Here is an 18467-nt window from a genome sequence, read left to right on the forward strand (position 1 = left end):
ATAAAACACAATAAAAATATTAAAAACAGTACTTTATAAAGCAAAAAATATTTGTAAATTTTTATAATTTTCAAAAACTTAAAAAACCAAACCTTTAACCAACCTTTATTTTATAATATTAATATTTTGCACTCTTTTATTATATTGATAAATATTTTAAATATATTTGACAAAATAGATAAAAATGTCATTTTATATTAAATTATTTTATTTAATGGACTATTTAAAATGGATTTAAAAGTTTCAGTTACCACGGGACAAAAACTACGTGGTGCAGATAAATTGGCACGTATTCCAGTAAAAATTATCAGTACTGAGCAGATCCCACAAAAGCCTGAATGGATTCGCGCCAATATCAGCCAGCCTGAAGAAGTGCAACGTATTAAAAATTTATTACGTCAACAAAAACTATATACCGTATGTGAAGAAGCCGCGTGCCCCAATTTGCCACAATGCTTTGGTGGTGGAACAGCGACCTTTATGATTATGGGAGATATTTGTACCCGTCGATGCCCATTTTGTGATGTGGCCCACGGACGTCCCAATATTTTAGATGCTGATGAACCGAAACATTTAGCAGAAACTGTTAAAAATCTAAATTTAAACTATGTGGTGATTACCTCAGTAGACCGTGATGATCTTATTGACGGTGGAGCACAACACTTTGCTGCATGTATTCGAGAAATCCGTAAAAGTAGTCCAGATACGCTGATTGAGATTTTAGTCCCTGATTTTCGAGGCAGATTAGAAGTTGCCCTCAACATTCTGAGTGAAACCCCGCCAGATGTTTTTAATCATAATATTGAAACGGTCCCTCGTTTGTACCGTGCAATGCGTCCAGGTTCAGATTATCAACATTCCTTGGAACTGTTAAAACGGTTTAAGCATCTACGTCCAGACATCGCAACGAAATGCGGCTTGATGGTGGGATTGGGTGAAGTCGAAGCAGAAGTTATTGTGTTGCTGAATGATCTCAGTGACTATCAGGTGGACTATGTCACCATTGGTCAATACTTACAGCCGTCTAAATCTCATGCCCCAATACATCGTTTTGTTTCATTGAAAGAGTTTGAACATTATCAAGCGCATGGTGAGTTATTAGGGTTTAAAAATATATGGAGTGCGCCAATGGTTCGTTCCAGCTATTTTGCTGATCGTCAATACAAGGGCGAGCCTGTACCCAAGCCGTTTACACGGGAAAAGATTGCAACAGAAATTTAGGATGATTCAGTGTTAAAAGTGAATATGGATGCCTAAACATTAAACAATGAGTACTAAAAAATAAGTACTCAAAAGAATACGCTGTCTTTTTATTGGTAACTTTATTTAACATTTGTGAGCAGAAAACTCATTTCAAAGTGAAACATTAGCTTCTAAAGTGAGACAAATGAATTAATAAAAAAGAATACAAGGTATTAATGGCATAACCATTCATCATAAAGGAATATGATATGAAGCTATTGAATCAATTACAGCCACAAGCGCTTCGTTTACAGACCACACATTTTGTCAATATCGAATCCGTCACTGCTGCGCCACTTCTCGCTTTACCTCCCGAACCAGAACCGTCACTGTTTCGTCGTTCTCTTCAGCATAATTATGCGGATTTACTAAAAATTGCAGATGATTCTGAAATGGCAATTGGAATCACAGATCATCATGGCACATTACTTTGGACATGGAGCAGCCGTGCTATGCTCTCCTCTGCTGAGCAAGTGCATTTTGTCGAAGGTGGACACTGGTCAACACAGGCTGTCGGTACAAATGCGATTGGTTTGGCCTTAAATAATCATCTCTCTAGCTGTGTTTATTCACATGAAAATCAGATGAATAGTGTACAGGATTGGGTTTGTTATGCCGCGCCGATTGTTGACCCTGTATCTGGACAATTTCATGGTGTGATTAATTTATCGACCAAGTACAAAAAGCATACTTCACTGGGTGTATTGGCTGTAGAACGCTGTGCAGAGTTGGTTCAACGTGCGATTCAATTTGAACAAAAAAACATGCTTTACCTCAAAGTTTTTGGTACACCCAAAGTTCAATTTAACCAACAGCTTTTAACTTTGACCCATCGACAAATTGAAATTCTATGCATTCTTGTGTTACACCCAGAGGGTATTAACCTAGATGAACTGCACTATGCCTTATACGGTGATCGGGATATTAGTGAAAAGACTTTAAAAGCAGAAATGTCACAATTACGCACTTTGCTCCCCAACTGTATTTTATCGCGCCCTTATAAGTTAGTTTGTGAGATTCAAACCGACTTTACCAGAGCTGAGCAATCCCTCAATGCAGGTTTTCTCGCCAGTACATTTTCCCTCTACAAAGGAAGTTTTTTGGCAAAATCAGAAAGCCCATTCTTGACCACATGGCGTGATTGTTTCGATGCGCGTTTAAGTCATCTGATTTATCAAATTCAGGATATTGACCCACTTTTAAAAATTATTAGTCGTCTTCCTGAACGTAATGATGCAATACAACGGGTACTGGAGTTATTGCCTGAACAAAGTCAGCATCGCGCGTATTTTTTAAAATTACTTTAGGCTCAATGAACTTAGATATTTTATTGCACAACTTGTAGTACAGTGCCGTTTTGCTCCGATGTTTAAGGCTATAAAGTTGCTCTGTATAAAAAATAATAAGTGAATCGATATAAGACTAATTTTTAAGGCCAACGACAGAAAATGCACGGTAAATATAGTCAACCTGTCAAAAAAAATCAGACACAATAATATAATTTCTCTTAATTAATATTTTTAATTAAATCAAACATATGATGAAATAATATTGTTTAATTATATAAAAGCTTACACTGCCACATCTTACATTCAAAGTTTAAATCCCTTTGCGTAGGCGATGCCTCACTTTTCAGAGATGAAAAGTGACAAAAATCTTCTATTGGGCGAGGGGTACGTCCTGTACCCCCGCCCAACGGCGACATCCATGTCGCCTCACGGTAGGATCACCAGCTATGATTCAAAAGTACAAAAATGAATTGATAACCAACAATTTTTAAAAGTTCATACAAAAACATAAGCTTCATTTATGCTCAATGACTTGATGCAAATCACTTGTATGAAATAATTAGGTGATTTAACTATATAGAAAATTATAAGATTAAAATTAATATATTTTTCATGCAATTAAAATAAACCATGAGCCTGATCAATAGTACAAGGCCTCATAATCTTACCTCTCTCCGCAATAAATCAATTGCTAAAATTAAAATACAAGTAATTTAAACATAAATGCTCTTTAAATGATAATGATAATGATTATATTTTACATTTAACACCATACAGATCTTCTCGATCCGCTCAGCACTGAAAGAAAGGCAATTGTGGTTTATTGCTCAATAAATATAGGTAGACTTAATAATGAATAGCCAACAACAAACGACATCAAATCAAAAAACAACTTTAGATCAAAAAATAGTGCCAGACAAAAAAACAGTACCAGACCAAAAAGCGATACTGAAACAAGATGATCATATGCGGAATCTGGAAGTCATTGAGATGACGATAACGGCGATTTCTCATCCTTTTCCGTCAATTGTACGTATTCAGGGGAAAATCAATACAACACAGCAAGACTTATGGACAACACCCAACCTTGCCATTCGTTTAGAACTGCGTCAACAAGCAGACAGCTTACCTATATCACGTGTATATACCGTGCGTTGCTTTGATCCAAGTACCCGCCAAATTGAAATTGACTTTGTTCTACATGCTGACCCAAGTCCAGCAATGCTTTGGCTAGATTCAGCAAAAATTGGCACTAAAATTCAACTTACGGGCCCAAGACCGCACTTCATCCCCAATTTTACCCCAGGCAAACGTGTTGTGATGTTTGCTGACGAAACCGCCATTCCTGCCGTTTATTCAATTTTACAGCATTGGCAAACGGGAATTCAGGGAGAGATTTATATTGAAAGTTGTGAAGCCAATATTATTGATGATTTGCCAAAACATCATGGAGTAAATATTCATTTACTCCATCGGGAAAAACCACAGCAAGCGGGTAAATTGGGCATGCTACTTAAAGTTGCCGAGCAGTTTAAAGATCGTGAAGATATAAGCGTTTGGGCAGCCTGTGAACGTAATGAAGCAAGAGCGATACGTAAGCTGTTTACCCAACACAGTCATTTGAATAAAGATGATATTCGTGTTGCGGGCTATTGGAATGTCGGCATGTCCAGCTCAACATTAGATCTGAGCCGAGTCGCATATTATCAAAAACATCTAGAACAAGGTAAAACACTAGAAACATTTGATGATCTAGATATGCCTGTTTAAATCAAGCCATTGCCTGATTTAAATCACTCCCTCTCACTGTTCTTAAGACGGTTATTTAGGGGAAGTATTTGGAATGGAAATCAATCCTTGAGGTTGATGCTCTGGCTTTATTATGGCCTAACTCAATGATGATTGAACACAATTGACAGCAGCCGACTCGGATCTCGCGATCCGAGTCTTTTTTATTATTCATTGCTCAGGCTGTGTTGCATAGCTATACATCATGGTCTGCTTAAAGATCCAAAGCGAATCCACTACAACATTTTTTCATGATGACTAATTATAACTACCGCGAAAACATGGTGATGTAATTGCTGAAAATAAGATTACCAAGGTTGTTTTTCTCTAGCCAAGTGCAAAACTTAAAACCAATCTACCCACCTTAACAGATGAGCCAATGTTATCTCAAAATGACAGGGATAAATTAGTGTGATCCTTTTTTAAATCTCAAACGACATTATAAGCGTACTCCTCACATCTTATAAGGCCGCTTTCGATGTCATCAACAAGAATGCAAATGACAGACAAAAAATACCTGTCAAAAATGATTCAAATGATCATGTTAGGTCTCACTTCTGTAGCTGCTACTACCCTTTTACATGCTGCTGAAGAGACGACTCAAAATAATGCAGAACCTCTCGCATTGCCAACACTCAAGTTTACAGCAAACCAATTGGGTGAAATTACAGAAAACAGTGGTGTCTATACTCCGGGTTCAATTGCCACAGCAACGCGTTTGGTTTTAAAACCCAAAGAAACCCCACAAACGATTAGTGTGATTACTCGCCAAGAAATGGATGATTTTAATCTCAACTCTATCGATGATGTTATGCGGCATACCCCGGGTGTTAGTGTGGTAACCTATGACAGTGAACGGACAGAATATTATTCCCGTGGTTTTGCAATACAAAACTTCCAGTATGATGGGATCCCGATGCATCGTGATTCGGCCTACTCAGCAGGAAATACCCTGAGTGATATGGCGATTTATGATCGTATCGAAGTTTTAAAAGGAGCAACGGGGCTTTTAACTGGGGTGGGTGATCCTGGTGCAACCATTAATCTCATTCGTAAAAAACCAACCAAAGATTTCCAAGGAAATGTTTCTCTTGGTCTAGGCTCATGGAATAACTACCGCGGCCAAATTGATTTAAGTGGTCCACTTAACGAAACGGGCAGTATTCGTGCGCGTGGAGTTGCTGCGTATCAAGACAAAGAATCTCAATTAGATCGCTATGAACGCAAAACCCCTGTGTTCTACGGCATATTAGAAGCAGATTTAAGCGACAATACCCTACTGACTGTAGGCGCAGATTATCAAGACAATAAACCTAAGGGATCAACATGGGGCGGTATCCCGATTTATAATTCGGCGGGCCAATTCAATAAAATGCCGCGTGGCTTTAACAATGGTGCAAATTGGAGTAATTGGGAGCAATATACCCGAACCATTTTCTCAACCTTAGAGCATAAGTTTGATAATGATTGGGTCGCAAAAATCCAGTTAAATCATCAAATCAATGGCTATGATGCACAATTAGGCGCAGCGGCTGGTGGTCATCCAAATCCATCGACTGGCACTGGTGTTTCAATGTGGGCTGGAAACTATAAAGGCGAAACCAAAAGTGATGCTGCAGACATCTATGCAACAGGTCCATTTCAACTTTTTGGCCGTGAACACGAGCTGGTTGTCGGTGCAAGCATTTCTGAAAGCACTTGGAAAAATAATGGTTATGGTACACCAACTGATTATAAAACCAGTGTAGATCAATATTATCAATGGAACGGGAATGTTGCAGAGCCTGATTGGCAAAAAGGTAATCATTGGTCAAACAATGAAACCACCAAGCAGAATGGATTTTATCTCACCTCACGTTTGAATTTACATGATGATTTAAAAGTCATTTTGGGTGGACGTATTGCAAACTATAAGTCAGAAGAGACGAAAGAGTCAGGTATCTTTATACCTTATGTTGGCGCAGTTTATGATTTAAATGACCAATACTCAGTTTATGCAAGCTACAGCACCATATTTAAACCTCAATCTGCACAAGATCCAAACGGTAAAACACTTGATCCGCTTGAGGGAGAAAACTACGAAGCTGGAATCAAAGGTGAATTTTTTGATGGTCGCTTAAATGCAAGTTTGGCATATTATCAACTCAAACAAGACAATTTTGCCAAAGAGATTCCAAACGTCCTTACACCATCTGGTGGTGTCGCATCTGAAGCGCTACAAGGTGTCAAAACCAAAGGGGCTGAACTCGAAGTTACTGGTGAAATTCGCCCGGGTTGGAATTTACATGCTGGCTTTAATCATAAAATCTCTAAACAAGATGGGATAAAACAGAGCACTTTGACCCCTGAAAATGAATTTAGCCTTTATACCAGTTATAAGCTCAATCAATGGGTGGAGGGTTTAACTATTGGTGGTGGTGCACGTTGGCAAGATAAGACTTGGGGCGATGTCACCAATCCACTGTATAAAGATCCTGTTAAACATGTGGTGTCTGATTATTGGCTATTTGATGCAATGGCAAACTATGAAGTCAATGATCAACTATCTGTTTCTTTTAATGTAAACAATCTTTTAGATGAAAAATATTATACGATTTTTAGCTGGTATAGCACGTATACATGGGGCGAAGGCCGTAACTATAATTTAGGACTTAAATATAAGTTTTAATCAGGTTTAACTGACTTCCTCTAGGCAATAAGCAAACTCCATACTGCCTAGAGGAATTTCTTCTATTTAACAGGCGCAATCAACTTTTGCTATTGCGCCAAAATCACTGATCTCATTTCATCCTGCGCTAGCATCGACATACTTTTTATTCAATCATTATGCCGATCTACAGATTTTATTATTTATTTTGATCATGTTTTAAGCATTGAACTTTTAAACTCAAACCCTATCTTTATCAATGCCTTTTCACTGTCGAGTACAGGAAAAGGCATATCTAAATCAAGTGCAAAGGAAAATCATAAAACTATAGTATTTCTGACTTTTATTTGACGGGTTCAGAAGAATCAGTCGTTTTATTGACAGTTTGTGGAGGTTGCGGGCTGGCTAAGTCCTGATTAATTGCTTTGGTTAAACCAAACATATACAGCAAAATAATCACTGAGAATGGTAAACCACATAGCACCACGGCACTTTGCATCGAATGGAAACTACCTGCTAACAGTAAACCAATACTGACAATGGTAATTACTACAGACCAGAAAATTCGCAACCAAATCGGTGAATCACTTTCATTGCTTCCGCCTTTTGTAGATAGATTTGCAATCATCAGCGTACCCGAACCCACTGGGGTCAAGAACAGTACAAAACAAATCACCACAACAATCCCAGCCACATAAGGATTAAAAGGTAAATATTCCAGCAATTTAAACAAAGACAAAGCTGGATCGGTGAGAACCATATCGCCCAAAACTTTTTGTTTTTGATTCAAAATTAAATCAATTGCGGTATTTCCGAAAATGGAAATCCAAGCCAAAGTAAAGCCTAAAGGGATCAGACACACACCCAAGACCACTTCACGAATGGTGCGCCCTTTTGAAATACGCGCAATAAACATCCCAACGAAAGGTGCCCAAGCTATCCACCAAGCCCAATAAAACACCGTCCAAGAACCGAGCCAGCCTTTCGCTTGTGGATTGTATAAATACACATCAAAACTTTTCGCGACAAAATGGTTGAGATAGTCACCCACGTTCTGTACCAAACCATTCAGTAAATGATTGGTTGGTCCTGTTAAGAACACAAATAACAATAACGCATAGAGTAAACGTAAGTTAATCCGTGAAAGCCAAGCCAGTCCTTTTTCAATCCCCACCACCGTGGTGATGGTCGCAACAGACATCATCACCAATACCACTGCAATCAGGGTAACATTGTTGTCTGGAATGGCTGGGACTAAATAACTAATGCCCGAAACCAACACCAGTGCACCAATGCCTAGATTGGTGACCAAAGAAATCACCGTGGCTAAAATCCCAAAGCCATCCACAAAGTCGCCGATCAAACCATAGATCCGATCGCCAAAAATTGGATAAAGCGCAGAACGTAAAGCCAGAGGTAAATCTAAGCGAAAGGCAAAATAGCCCAAGGTCACACCCAATAAGGCATAGAGTACCCAGCCATGTATACCCCAATGTAAAAAGCTATACATCATGGCATCTCTGGCAGCTTGGATTGTGCCGCCCTCGCCTTCAGGTGGTCTTAAGAAATGATCGACAGGTTCAGCAACACCATAATACAGTAAGGCAATACCGATACCTGCTGAAAACAGCATAGACACCCAAGCCAAGTAACCAAACTCAGGTTTATCGCCATCTTTTCCAAGTGGAAGTTGTCCAGCACGTGAAAAAGCCAACCATCCGACAAAACCCAGACATGCCACAATCACCAGCATGTAATACCAACCAAAGAGTTGATTGGCCTGCTCTTGCACATAGGTCAGCCAAAACTGACTTCTTTCTGGAAATAAAACAAACAATAGGCCAAAAATACCGATACTGATTGCAGAACTTCCAAACACAAATAAATTTAATCGAATCCGTTCGGATGAATATCCTTTATGGCTATTTGACACCATGCTATTGCTCCTTGCAATCGGTGTATCTTCTTAAAAAATAATAGGATATGTACTATTTTTACTGAACATCCTGATGGATCAGAATGTTGATGTATACACTTACACTTCTTATTACTCATCAAAAAATTATTGATTTTTGCAGATTATACTTTTTATTGATTGAACGTTCAATCAATAAAAAGTATTATAAAAAAATGCTAAGATGTTCTACATTGAGTAATGTTAAATAAAAAGTGCCTTTTCAGCACTTTAAGTGGATATACATGACAAAACGTAGAGTCAAACCAGAGCATGTGCGACGTGAAGAAATTATTAACGCCGCATTTGATGTGATTTATGAAGTGGGCTTATCCAATATGACCATTGCACAAATCGCAAAGAAAGCCGAGCTATCCACAGGTATTGTGAGTCACTATTTTGGTGATAAACAGGGATTAATAAATACCTGCATGCAAGAAATGCTGAATGTTTTACGTCGCAAAACCGACCAAAATAAAACTGAAGCAGACGAGCATCCAGAAAGCCAACTTAAAGCGATTATTGACTCTAACTTTGATATTAGTCAGGTCAATAAACAAGCCATGCGCATCTGGTTAGACTTTTGGTCTGCAAGCATGCACCTACCCGAACTTGGGCGCTTGCAACAAATTAATGATCAACGCCTGTATTCAAACTTGAAGTTTCACTTTCTCAAGTTATTAGATAAAGAACAGGCAAGCATTGCCGCTCGTGGTTTAGCGGCATTGATTGACGGATTATGGTTACGTGGCAGTTTAAGCAGTCATGATGAATTTGACAGCCAGCTGGCACGTTCCATTGCTTACGATTATGTAAAAACGCAATTGCAATTTGCGAAAAAACCTTTGCAGGAGAGACAGAATGAGTGATTCACAAGTTCATCAATTGTACATCCATGGTCGCTATGTAGCAGCGACCAGTGGTAAGACCTTTACCAGTATTAACCCTGCCAACGGTGAAGTGATCGCAACCCTTCAACAAGCATCACAACAAGACATAGAAACGGCTGTTCAAAGCGCTCAACAAGGTCAAAAAATTTGGGCCGCAATGACAGCGATGGAGCGTTCTCGTATTTTACGTCGCGCTGTCGACATCTTACGTGAGCGTAATGATGAACTCGCTCGCTTAGAAACCCTCGATACAGGTAAAGCCTATAGCGAAACATCGACCGTTGATATTGTCACAGGTGCCGATGTACTTGAATATTACGCAGGTCTCGCGACTGCAATTCAGGGAGAGCAAGTTCCGCTTCGTGAATCAAGCTTTTTCTATACCCGTCGTGAACCACTTGGTGTTGTCGCGGGAATCGGTGCTTGGAACTATCCAATTCAAATCGCATTATGGAAATCTGCCCCTGCGCTAGCTGCTGGGAATGCCATGATCTTTAAACCAAGTGAAACCACACCACTAAGCGTATTTAAACTTGCTGAAATCTATACTGAAGCTGGACTACCAGATGGCGTATTTAACGTAGTACAAGGTGCAGGCCGTGAGATTGGACAATGGTTAACTGAACATCCAATTATTGAAAAAATTTCTTTCACTGGTGGTGTTGAAACAGGCAAGAAAGTTATGGCAAGTGCCGCAGGTTCTACACTCAAAGAAGTGACCATGGAACTCGGCGGTAAATCCCCTTTAATTATTTGTGATGATGCTGACCTCAATCGTGCAGCAGACATTGCAGTGATGGCAAACTTCTTTAGTTCAGGTCAAGTCTGTACCAATGGTACACGTGTCTTTGTTCCAAAAGCCCTGTTGGCAGATTTTGAAGCCGCTATTGTAGAACGGGTAAAACGAATCCGTATCGGCGATCCAATGGCGGAGCAAACCAACTTTGGTCCACTCACCAGCTTCCCGCATATGGAAAAAGTCTTGTCTTTCATTGAGTCAGGCAAACAACAAGGTGCCAAACTGCTCATTGGCGGTGGCCGTGCGACAGAAGCTGAATTGGCGCAAGGTGCTTATGTGTTACCGACAGTTTTCAGTGACTGCCAAGATGATATGCGCATTGTTGAAGAAGAAATCTTTGGCCCTGTCATGAGCATTCTCAGTTATGAAACTGAAGAAGAAGTCATTCGTCGTGCCAATGACACCACTTTTGGTTTAGCAGCAGGTGTTGTGACACAGGACATCACCAAAGCACATCGCATTATTCATCAAATCGAAGCTGGTATTTGCTGGATTAACACATGGGGCGAATCCCCTGCTGAAATGCCAGTGGGTGGCTATAAGCAATCAGGTGTCGGCCGTGAAAATGGTTTAACCACACTTGGGCATTACACCCGTATCAAATCAGTTCAAGTTGAGTTAGGTGAGTATCAAAGCATTTTTTAATGCACTCACACTTTCTCCGTATATCAATCCTATGTGCCATGTCATCACCTGATTGCATTGGCACTTTTAAAAAATACAAAAAGGATAATTATGACTACTCAAGCATATGACTACATTATCATCGGCGCAGGATCTGCCGGAAATGTGCTCGCAACACGTTTAACTGAAGACAAAGACGTTACTGTTTTACTCTTGGAAGCAGGTGGCCCAGACTACCGTTTAGATTTCCGTACTCAAATGCCAGCAGCATTGGCCTACCCACTACAAGGACGCCGTTACAACTGGGCATATCTCACTGACCCTGAACCACATATGAATAATCGCCGTATGGAATGCGGTCGCGGTAAAGGTTTAGGTGGTTCCTCATTGATTAACGGGATGTGTTATATCCGTGGTAATGCAATGGACTTAGATAACTGGTCGACGCTCAAAGGGCTAGAAGACTGGAGCTATGCAGACTGCTTACCATATTATAAAAAAGCTGAAACCCGTGATATTGGTGGCAATGACTACCATGGCGCCAATGGCCCTGTATCTGTGGCAACCCCTAAAAATGGCAACAATGTCTTGTTCCATGCCATGGTTGAAGCAGGTGTACAAGCAGGCTATCCACGTACAGATGACTTAAATGGTTATCAACAAGAAGGTTTCGGTCCAATGGATCGTACCGTGACACCAAAAGGCCGTCGCTCTAGTACCGCACGTGGTTATTTAGACATGGCAAAAGGTCGTCCTAATTTAACGATCGTGACGCATGCCACCACCAATAAAATTTTATTTAATCAAAAACAAGCGATTGGTGTGGAATATATCATCGGTGCGGATAAAACCAATCTCACCCAAGCACGTGCAAACCGTGAAGTCTTGCTTTGTGCGGGTGCTATCGCATCACCACAAATTTTGCAACGTTCAGGTGTTGGTGAAAGTAGTTTCCTTAAATCAATGGATATTGATGTTGTACATGATTTACCGGGTGTCGGTGAAAACTTACAAGACCATTTGGAAATGTACTTACAATACAAATGTAAGCAGCCTGTTTCACTCTACCCCGCTTTAAAATGGTTTAACCAGCCTGCAATTGGCGCTGAATGGTTATTTAATGGGACTGGTATTGGCGCAAGCAACCAGTTTGAAGCAGGTGGTTTTATCCGCAGCTCAGATGAATTTGACTGGCCGAATATTCAATATCACTTCTTACCCGTTGCGATTAACTATAACGGCAGTAATGCAGTGAAAGAACATGGCTTCCAAGCGCATGTTGGTTCTATGCGCTCACCAGCTCGTGGTCGAATTAAGCTGAAATCTAAAGATCCATTTGAACATCCAAGTATTCTGTTCAACTATATGTCGACCGAGCAAGACTGGCGTGAGTTCCGTGATGCCATTCGTATCACCCGTGAAATCATGCAACAGCCTGCATTAGATGCATATCGTGGCGATGAAATCAGTCCTGGAAAACAGGTGCAAACTGATGCTGAACTGGATGATTTCGTGCGCAACCATGCTGAAACTGCTTACCATCCTTCATGTAGTTGCAAGATGGGTGAAGACGAAATGGCAGTGGTTGACGGTCAAGGTCGTGTACACGGTCTACAAGGCTTGCGCGTTGTTGATGCTTCGATTATGCCGCTGATCATTACTGGAAATTTAAATGCCACAACGATTATGATCGCGGAAAAAATCGCAGATCAAATTCGTGGCAAAAAATTGCCACGTTCTGAAGCGGGTTATTACAAAGCTGGCACAGCACCTGTGCGCAAAGCGCCTTTACGTCCGATCGTGTAAAAGTATTCATATTTTAGCGACACCTCAGTTTTGACTGAGTGTGTCGCATCTTTCAAGGACGAATAAAATGAGAAAAAAATTATTATTGACCATCCCTTTGAGTTTATTTTTTCAAACCCTACATGCCAATGAATCAGGTACAGAAACGCCGTCTCCGTATAGTGCAAATTTGACAGTGGCCAGCCAATATATCTCACGTGGTTTTCAACAGACCTGGGGTAACCCTGCTGTACAAGGCGGATTTGATTATGCACATCCCAATGGTTTTTATGCAGGAACTTGGGCTTCTACTGTGAGTGATGACTTCATCCGTGATGCCAATGTTGAATGGGATGTCTATACTGGTTATAGCCGTAGTTTCGGTCAGTTAAATCTAGGTACTAAAGTCGCTTATTACTACTATCCTGGGGCAAAAACCACTGCTGAAACAGGTCATACCCGTTTTGATTATGGTGAAATTATTCCAGAAATCAGCTATGGTCCGCTGAGTGTTAAATATGCAATCACTTATACCCAAGATTATTTTGGCAATAATTCTGACACTTTAGCAATTGGTTCCAATAAGCACTCTCGTGGTTCAGGCTATTTAGATGTGAATTGGTTACAGCCCATCGCTCAAGGTTGGTCAGTAAATATGCATTATGGCAATCAACGTATAAAAAACTTTTCTGCCGCAAGCTTTCAAGATGCCAGTTTTGCCATTAACAAAGCGCTGCCTTATGGCTTATCTTCCAGTTTAAGTTATAGCAAAGCATGGGACAAAGACGGATATTATCAAAAATACAGCAATGGCAATCCCAATGCCAAAGTTTCAAATCCAATTGATTCCACCCTCACTTTTTCACTCACTAAAAAGTTTTAAGCTAAAGTTTAAATATTTAGGGTCTGTTATAGATCAACCAAAAACCATGCCCTTCATGAGCGTGGTTTTTTAATGTCTATAGTCACCCCCCTAATTATTCATACAAGTGATTTCTATCAAGTCATTGATCAGAAATGAACTTATGTTTTTGTATGTGCTTTTAGAAACTGTTGGTTATCAATTCATTTTTTTTACTTTTGAATTATAGATGGTGATTCTACCGTGAGGCGACATGGATGTCGCCGTTGGGCGGGGGTACAGGACGTACCCCTCGCCCAACATGAGCAAAAACAGAGCACTGCTTTGTTTGCAGCGCAAGGTTTGGCAATCCCTACGAAAAGTGAGGCATCGCCTACACAAAGCTATTTAAACTTTGAATGTAAGGTGTGGCATTGCAAGCTTTTTATAATTAAATAATTTATTTTCTCATGCAATTGATTTAATTAAAAATATTCATTAAAAGAAATTATATTCTTGTGTCTGAGCTTTTTTGACAGGTTGACTTATATCTTGGCTTATTTCAATAAAGCAAATTCAAATCCCCCCATACTGTTTGAATTATCATTAGACAGCCATTGATTGTTTGTATAAAGTATTAGGAACGATTGTTCCAATATAAATTAACATTATGCGTACTAAAGAGTTTGATCCTGAAGAAGTTGAAAATGCGGTTATGCAAGTTTTCTGGCGTAAAGGATTTGCAGCGACATCAATTCAAGATTTGGTTGAGGAAACTGGACTCTCACGCAGCAGTTTATATAGTTCCTTTAAAAATAAAGAGCAGCTCTATCAACAGGCCTTATCGCGCTATCAACGCCTGATCAGTAAATCAAATATTGATTTATTATCCAGTGATGGATCAGTCAAAAGTATCATCCAACAATTACTATCTCGTATCATTGAAGATGAATTAAATGATCCACAACATCGGGGTTGCCTAATGGCCAATGCCTGTTTGGAGTTAGCAGGACACGATCAAAAGACCGCAGAATCTGTCACGTACAACTTTGAACGATTACAGCTCGCACTGGAACAGCTCATGATCAGAGGAAAGCAATCTGGTGAAATCACCCTACACAGTTCTCCACAAGCCTTAGCACTTTTTTTCGTGAATACCATTCAAGGCATTCGCGTTTTAAGCAAAGGCTGTAGCGCAGAAAATCGTCAGCAATATCTAGAGAATGTTGCTGAAGTCGCACTGAATACCTTGTATTAATTTTTAGTTTCCCCCCCTTAGCCGACTGGGTAGTTTGCAATGCTGAGGGTTTTATTTACCTTAAAATGGAACGATCATTCCAGTATAAATACAACATGGAGTCCACAATGAATATTGATCTTGAAAATTTTGGGATGCCTATATTCGTTAAACGAGATGACCTTTCTGTCAATCATACACAGAGGTATAGCGCATGAATCAGTTCAACAATAGATCAGGGCAAAACCAATCTGCGCCCAGCTTACCGATATGGAAATTATTGGCATTTACAGTTGCAGGTTTTATTACAATTATGACGGAAATCATACCTGCGGGCTTATTGGCATTGATCAGTCATGACTTAGAGGTGTCTGAAGCTTTAGCAGGGCAAATGATTTCAGTTTATGCTCTAGGATCGGTCATTGCGGCGATCCCTGTGGTTGCTACAACAAGGAGTTGGTCAAGAAAACCTTTATTGTTATTGGCAATCACAGGCTTGTTTGTCTTCAATAGTCTAACTGCGCTATCTTCCAGCTATATCATCATCCTGATTTCACGATTTATTGCAGGAATGTCTGCTGGAATTATCTGGGGTATCTTGGCGGGTTATGCTCGAAGTCTGGTTCCTGCCCATCTGCAAGGCAGAGCGATGGCAATCGTTGGAGTGGGTCAACCCATCGCATTATGTCTGGGTGTGCCTTTAGCTATTGGGTTGGGTAATCTGTTTGGCTGGCGTGGGGTTTTCTGGATGATTTCAGGACTTGCTTTAATCTTGATCATCTGGATAAAAATAAGCCTTCCTCATTTGGCAGGACAACCAGCAAGCAAACAACGATCCATTCTCAACATCTTGGTACACCCCGGTATAGGTGCAATTTTAGCGGTTATTTTTGTTTGGATTTTGGCACACAACATACTTTATACCTTTATTTCGCCTTATTTGTCTGCTGTACAGCTGAGTGAGCATATTGATCTTATTCTTCTTATTTTTGGTCTTTCTTCAATATTCGGCATTTGGATTACAGGGATTTGGATCGATAGATCATTACGCAGATTAACCCTGATCAGTTTAACAGGCTTTGCCATCGCTGCCCTTTTCATGGGCTTGAGTAGTCATCACATCTGGCTTGTGATGCTAGGTATCGTACTTTGGGGAATGACTTTTGGCGGTGCACCAACCCTACTACAAACTGCGCTGGCAGATGTCGCAGGTGAAAATGTGGATATTGCCCAATCCATGCTGGTGACGGTGTTTAATCTTGCGGTTGCAGGGGGCGGTATTTTAGGTGGCATCCTACTGCAAAATGTAGGCATAGACTCATTCTTTGTTTGTATCATCGCATTATCATTATTGGGGTTATCTATTGTATTTTTTGCGCATGAAAATGGTTTTAAATCAGGACATCGTTTGGACAGCAAATAAATTTAAAGCTGTCATTTAACACCATGCTTCGATGACAACATCTATTGGATTGGATCAAACAGCGCCATCATCGTTGATTGGGCTATTTGATCCGTCTCTTAAACGATAGGTATGGCTTTATTGACTAAAAACAGTTGCACAAATTGCTGAATCTTATCCGCCACTGCCTGTGGTTGACTTAAAATCCCCCAATGCCCTGCCGAAACTTCGCTATAGCGAATATCATCCCCCCACTCTTCCATCCCACGGCTTAAAGCAAGCGGTACAAATGGGTCTTGATTCATCAATAACATTTGCACAGGAATGGTTGTGGTTCGACCTGTCGGCTTGAATAATGCTTTGGTTAAATTTTGACGATATAGACCTAAACCACTGATGGCATTGCGAAGTTGGGTCGGGCTCTTTTCAACTGAGGTTTTTTCTAAATACCCCACCAGTTTTGGCCATACTTTGCCAAGACCTAAACGCCAAGTCAGTTCAGGAAGTACAGGGATTTGTAACATTGCCATATAACTTGATGCTGACACTCGCTTAATCACGTTGAAATAGCCTTGTAAGTTACCTTGGGCCAACTGGCGATGAAACCACCACCCTACATGATCTGTACTTGGCGCCAATGCAGTATAAGACGCAATTTGAGACTTTAAACGGTCAGCCAATACCGCTTCCCAACCTTGTAAAGCGCCCCAATCATGTCCAACCAAATGGACCGATTGATGTGGGCTCACTGCTTTAATCACTTGGGATAAATCTTCGATCAAATATTCAAAAGCATAATCTGCTGTTGTTTGTGGAATATCAGATAATCCTGTACCACGTACATCATAAGCAACCACATTAAAATGAGGGGCTAAATATTGTGCCACCGCGTGCCAGACTTCAGCAGAATCTGGATAACCATGTATCAATACAATAGTATCTTGTTCAACATCTAAGCTGCCCCAATGGTAAGCAGCCAAACAGATATTTCCTGAATGAACATATAGCTTGGTCTTATCAAAATGCTTCATGAAATCACCCGCGGAACAGTTTCAGTTTTTTGCTGATATGCAAGTACCCCTGCTGACTGTGCCAAGTAGGCTTGAGCAAGTTCAGTTGAAGCTTCGTAATAGGGATGATAGTTGGGCTTAAAAAACCGTAAACTGGTCTTAAAAAACCACACTGGTCCTGGTATATAACCATTTAAATCAGAACGATGCCAAGCTTTCCAAAAAGCGGGTTGCCATAAGCTTTTTTGGTTTTGTGGAATAGCGGGATCATCTTGAGCCAGTTGTACAGTACCTGCTGCCATGAGATAGGTAAAAATAGGAGCGGTCACAGCCATCACCGCAACACGTAATAAATAACTCCCTGAAATATGCTGATAAACATCATAAGCAACTGTACGATGCTCAACTTCCTCAGCACTATGCCAAGTAAATAAGTCACTTACCACTGGATCTCCACCACGTGCCTGCCAATCTGAACGGGTTAATACATATTGACCAATTGCTGCAGTAAAATGTTCAGCCGCGGCCACTAACCCAACTCGCGCATTTAACCAAGGTCGCTGCCAGACTTTAGGTAAGTTAAAACCCAAAGGTTTGTCCGCGAGTAACCGATCAAATAAGCCAACAACTCGTTTATATTGGCTCTCCACATCCACCCCATAACGTAGCAAATATTCTTCGATTGAATCCTTGTGCGCTTGTGAATGAATGGCTTCTTGTCGAATGAAAATTTTGGCATCTTGCTTAAGTTTTTCATCATGAATAAAAGGTAAAGCTTTATTGAACATTCGACAGAAAAAATACTCTCCTCGAACCAAGGTAAAACTAAAATGATTGACACCATGACTTGCCAATGGGTCTTGTGGTATCCAGTGTAAAGGCGAGTGCTCCCATTCAAATTTAACCTGTCGAGGAATCATTGCCCAACTTGCTTTTGATGCTTCAGATCGCATAATTCT

The 18467-nt window shown here is 40.3% G+C and carries 13 protein-coding genes; 10 read left to right on the forward strand and 3 right to left on the reverse strand.

Going from position 1 to position 18467, the window contains the following annotated elements:
- The first annotated feature begins 228 nt into the window (after window positions 1-228).
- From lipA to AC07WY_RS08085, 4 genes are all read left to right on the forward strand, one after another.
- Entirely contained in the window at window positions 229-1221 is a 993-nt protein-coding gene (lipA, locus tag AC07WY_RS08070) for a lipoyl synthase (RefSeq protein WP_494736109.1), read from the forward strand.
- 230 nt (window positions 1222-1451) lie between these two features.
- Window positions 1452-2549, forward strand: a complete 1098-nt coding sequence (locus AC07WY_RS08075; RefSeq protein ID WP_004823428.1) for a helix-turn-helix domain-containing protein — start codon at window positions 1452-1454, stop codon at window positions 2547-2549.
- 834 nt (window positions 2550-3383) lie between these two features.
- Entirely contained in the window at window positions 3384-4301 is a 918-nt protein-coding gene (locus AC07WY_RS08080; RefSeq protein WP_494736110.1) for a siderophore-interacting protein, read from the forward strand.
- Window positions 4302-4818: 517 nt separating this feature from the next.
- Window positions 4819-6987, forward strand: coding sequence for a TonB-dependent siderophore receptor (locus AC07WY_RS08085; RefSeq protein WP_419335212.1), 2169 nt, complete (start codon window positions 4819-4821; stop codon window positions 6985-6987).
- Window positions 6988-7309: 322 nt separating this feature from the next.
- Here the strand turns inward: AC07WY_RS08085 and AC07WY_RS08090 are convergent, their stop codons facing one another.
- Window positions 7310-8902 (reverse strand): BCCT family transporter, encoded by a 1593-nt coding sequence (locus tag AC07WY_RS08090; RefSeq protein ID WP_262086684.1) that lies wholly within the window; start codon window positions 8900-8902, stop codon window positions 7310-7312.
- 263 nt (window positions 8903-9165) lie between these two features.
- Between AC07WY_RS08090 and betI the strand changes: the two genes are divergently transcribed.
- The 6 genes from betI (at window position 9166) to AC07WY_RS08120 (ending at window position 16519) form a co-directional block, all read left to right on the forward strand.
- The gene (betI, locus tag AC07WY_RS08095) at window positions 9166-9789 is read left to right on the forward strand and encodes a transcriptional regulator BetI (protein ID WP_004717575.1); all 624 of its coding nucleotides are present in this window, start codon (window positions 9166-9168) and stop codon (window positions 9787-9789) included.
- Window positions 9782-11254 carry a betaine-aldehyde dehydrogenase gene (betB, locus tag AC07WY_RS08100; RefSeq protein ID WP_446083023.1) on the forward strand — a complete coding sequence of 491 codons (1473 nt, stop codon included), beginning with the start codon at window positions 9782-9784 and terminating at the stop codon, window positions 11252-11254. The genes betI and betB overlap by 8 nt, the downstream gene beginning before the upstream one ends.
- A gap of 90 nt (window positions 11255-11344) precedes the next feature.
- A complete protein-coding gene (betA, locus tag AC07WY_RS08105; RefSeq protein WP_004717579.1) occupies window positions 11345-13039 on the forward strand; it encodes a choline dehydrogenase in 1695 nt (564 codons plus the stop codon).
- Window positions 13040-13106: 67 nt separating this feature from the next.
- On the forward strand, window positions 13107-13901 hold the full coding sequence (locus AC07WY_RS08110; RefSeq protein WP_419300905.1) for a TorF family putative porin: 795 nt from the start codon (window positions 13107-13109) through the stop codon (window positions 13899-13901).
- 628 nt (window positions 13902-14529) lie between these two features.
- Window positions 14530-15117, forward strand: coding sequence for a TetR/AcrR family transcriptional regulator (locus AC07WY_RS08115; protein ID WP_004823436.1), 588 nt, complete (start codon window positions 14530-14532; stop codon window positions 15115-15117).
- A 193-nt stretch (window positions 15118-15310) separates the two neighbouring features.
- Entirely contained in the window at window positions 15311-16519 is a 1209-nt protein-coding gene (locus tag AC07WY_RS08120; protein WP_494736111.1) for an MFS transporter, read from the forward strand.
- 98 nt (window positions 16520-16617) lie between these two features.
- On the opposite strand, the gene AC07WY_RS08125 is transcribed toward AC07WY_RS08120, so the two are convergent.
- Together AC07WY_RS08125 and AC07WY_RS08130 are read right to left on the reverse strand one after the other, a co-directional pair.
- Window positions 16618-17529, reverse strand: coding sequence for an alpha/beta fold hydrolase (locus AC07WY_RS08125; protein ID WP_494736112.1), 912 nt, complete (start codon window positions 17527-17529; stop codon window positions 16618-16620).
- On the reverse strand, window positions 17526-18461 hold the full coding sequence (locus AC07WY_RS08130) for a metal-dependent hydrolase (protein WP_419300909.1): 936 nt from the start codon (window positions 18459-18461) through the stop codon (window positions 17526-17528). The genes AC07WY_RS08125 and AC07WY_RS08130 overlap by 4 nt, the downstream gene beginning before the upstream one ends.
- Window positions 18462-18467 lie beyond the last annotated feature (6 nt).

The organism is Acinetobacter sp. GW821-FHT01C12, assembly GCF_059422625.1.

Bases quoted from the DNA above. Each gene is read 5' to 3' on its own strand.
- betI (WP_004717575.1), top strand. From the start codon at position 9,166: ATGACAAAACGTAGAGTCAAACCAGAGCATGTGCGACGTGAAGAAATT.
- lipA (WP_494736109.1), top strand. From the start codon at position 229: ATGGATTTAAAAGTTTCAGTTACCACGGGACAAAAACTACGTGGTGCA.
- AC07WY_RS08125 (WP_494736112.1), bottom strand. From the start codon at position 17,529: ATGAAGCATTTTGATAAGACCAAGCTATATGTTCATTCAGGAAATATC.
- AC07WY_RS08090 (WP_262086684.1), bottom strand. From the start codon at position 8,902: ATGGTGTCAAATAGCCATAAAGGATATTCATCCGAACGGATTCGATTA.
- betB (WP_446083023.1), top strand. From the start codon at position 9,782: ATGAGTGATTCACAAGTTCATCAATTGTACATCCATGGTCGCTATGTA.
- AC07WY_RS08080 (WP_494736110.1), top strand. From the start codon at position 3,384: ATGAATAGCCAACAACAAACGACATCAAATCAAAAAACAACTTTAGAT.
- AC07WY_RS08115 (WP_004823436.1), top strand. From the start codon at position 14,530: ATGCGTACTAAAGAGTTTGATCCTGAAGAAGTTGAAAATGCGGTTATG.
- AC07WY_RS08075 (WP_004823428.1), top strand. From the start codon at position 1,452: ATGAAGCTATTGAATCAATTACAGCCACAAGCGCTTCGTTTACAGACC.
- AC07WY_RS08120 (WP_494736111.1), top strand. From the start codon at position 15,311: ATGAATCAGTTCAACAATAGATCAGGGCAAAACCAATCTGCGCCCAGC.
- AC07WY_RS08130 (WP_419300909.1), bottom strand. From the start codon at position 18,461: ATGCGATCTGAAGCATCAAAAGCAAGTTGGGCAATGATTCCTCGACAG.
- betA (WP_004717579.1), top strand. From the start codon at position 11,345: ATGACTACTCAAGCATATGACTACATTATCATCGGCGCAGGATCTGCC.
- AC07WY_RS08085 (WP_419335212.1), top strand. From the start codon at position 4,819: ATGACAGACAAAAAATACCTGTCAAAAATGATTCAAATGATCATGTTA.
- AC07WY_RS08110 (WP_419300905.1), top strand. From the start codon at position 13,107: ATGAGAAAAAAATTATTATTGACCATCCCTTTGAGTTTATTTTTTCAA.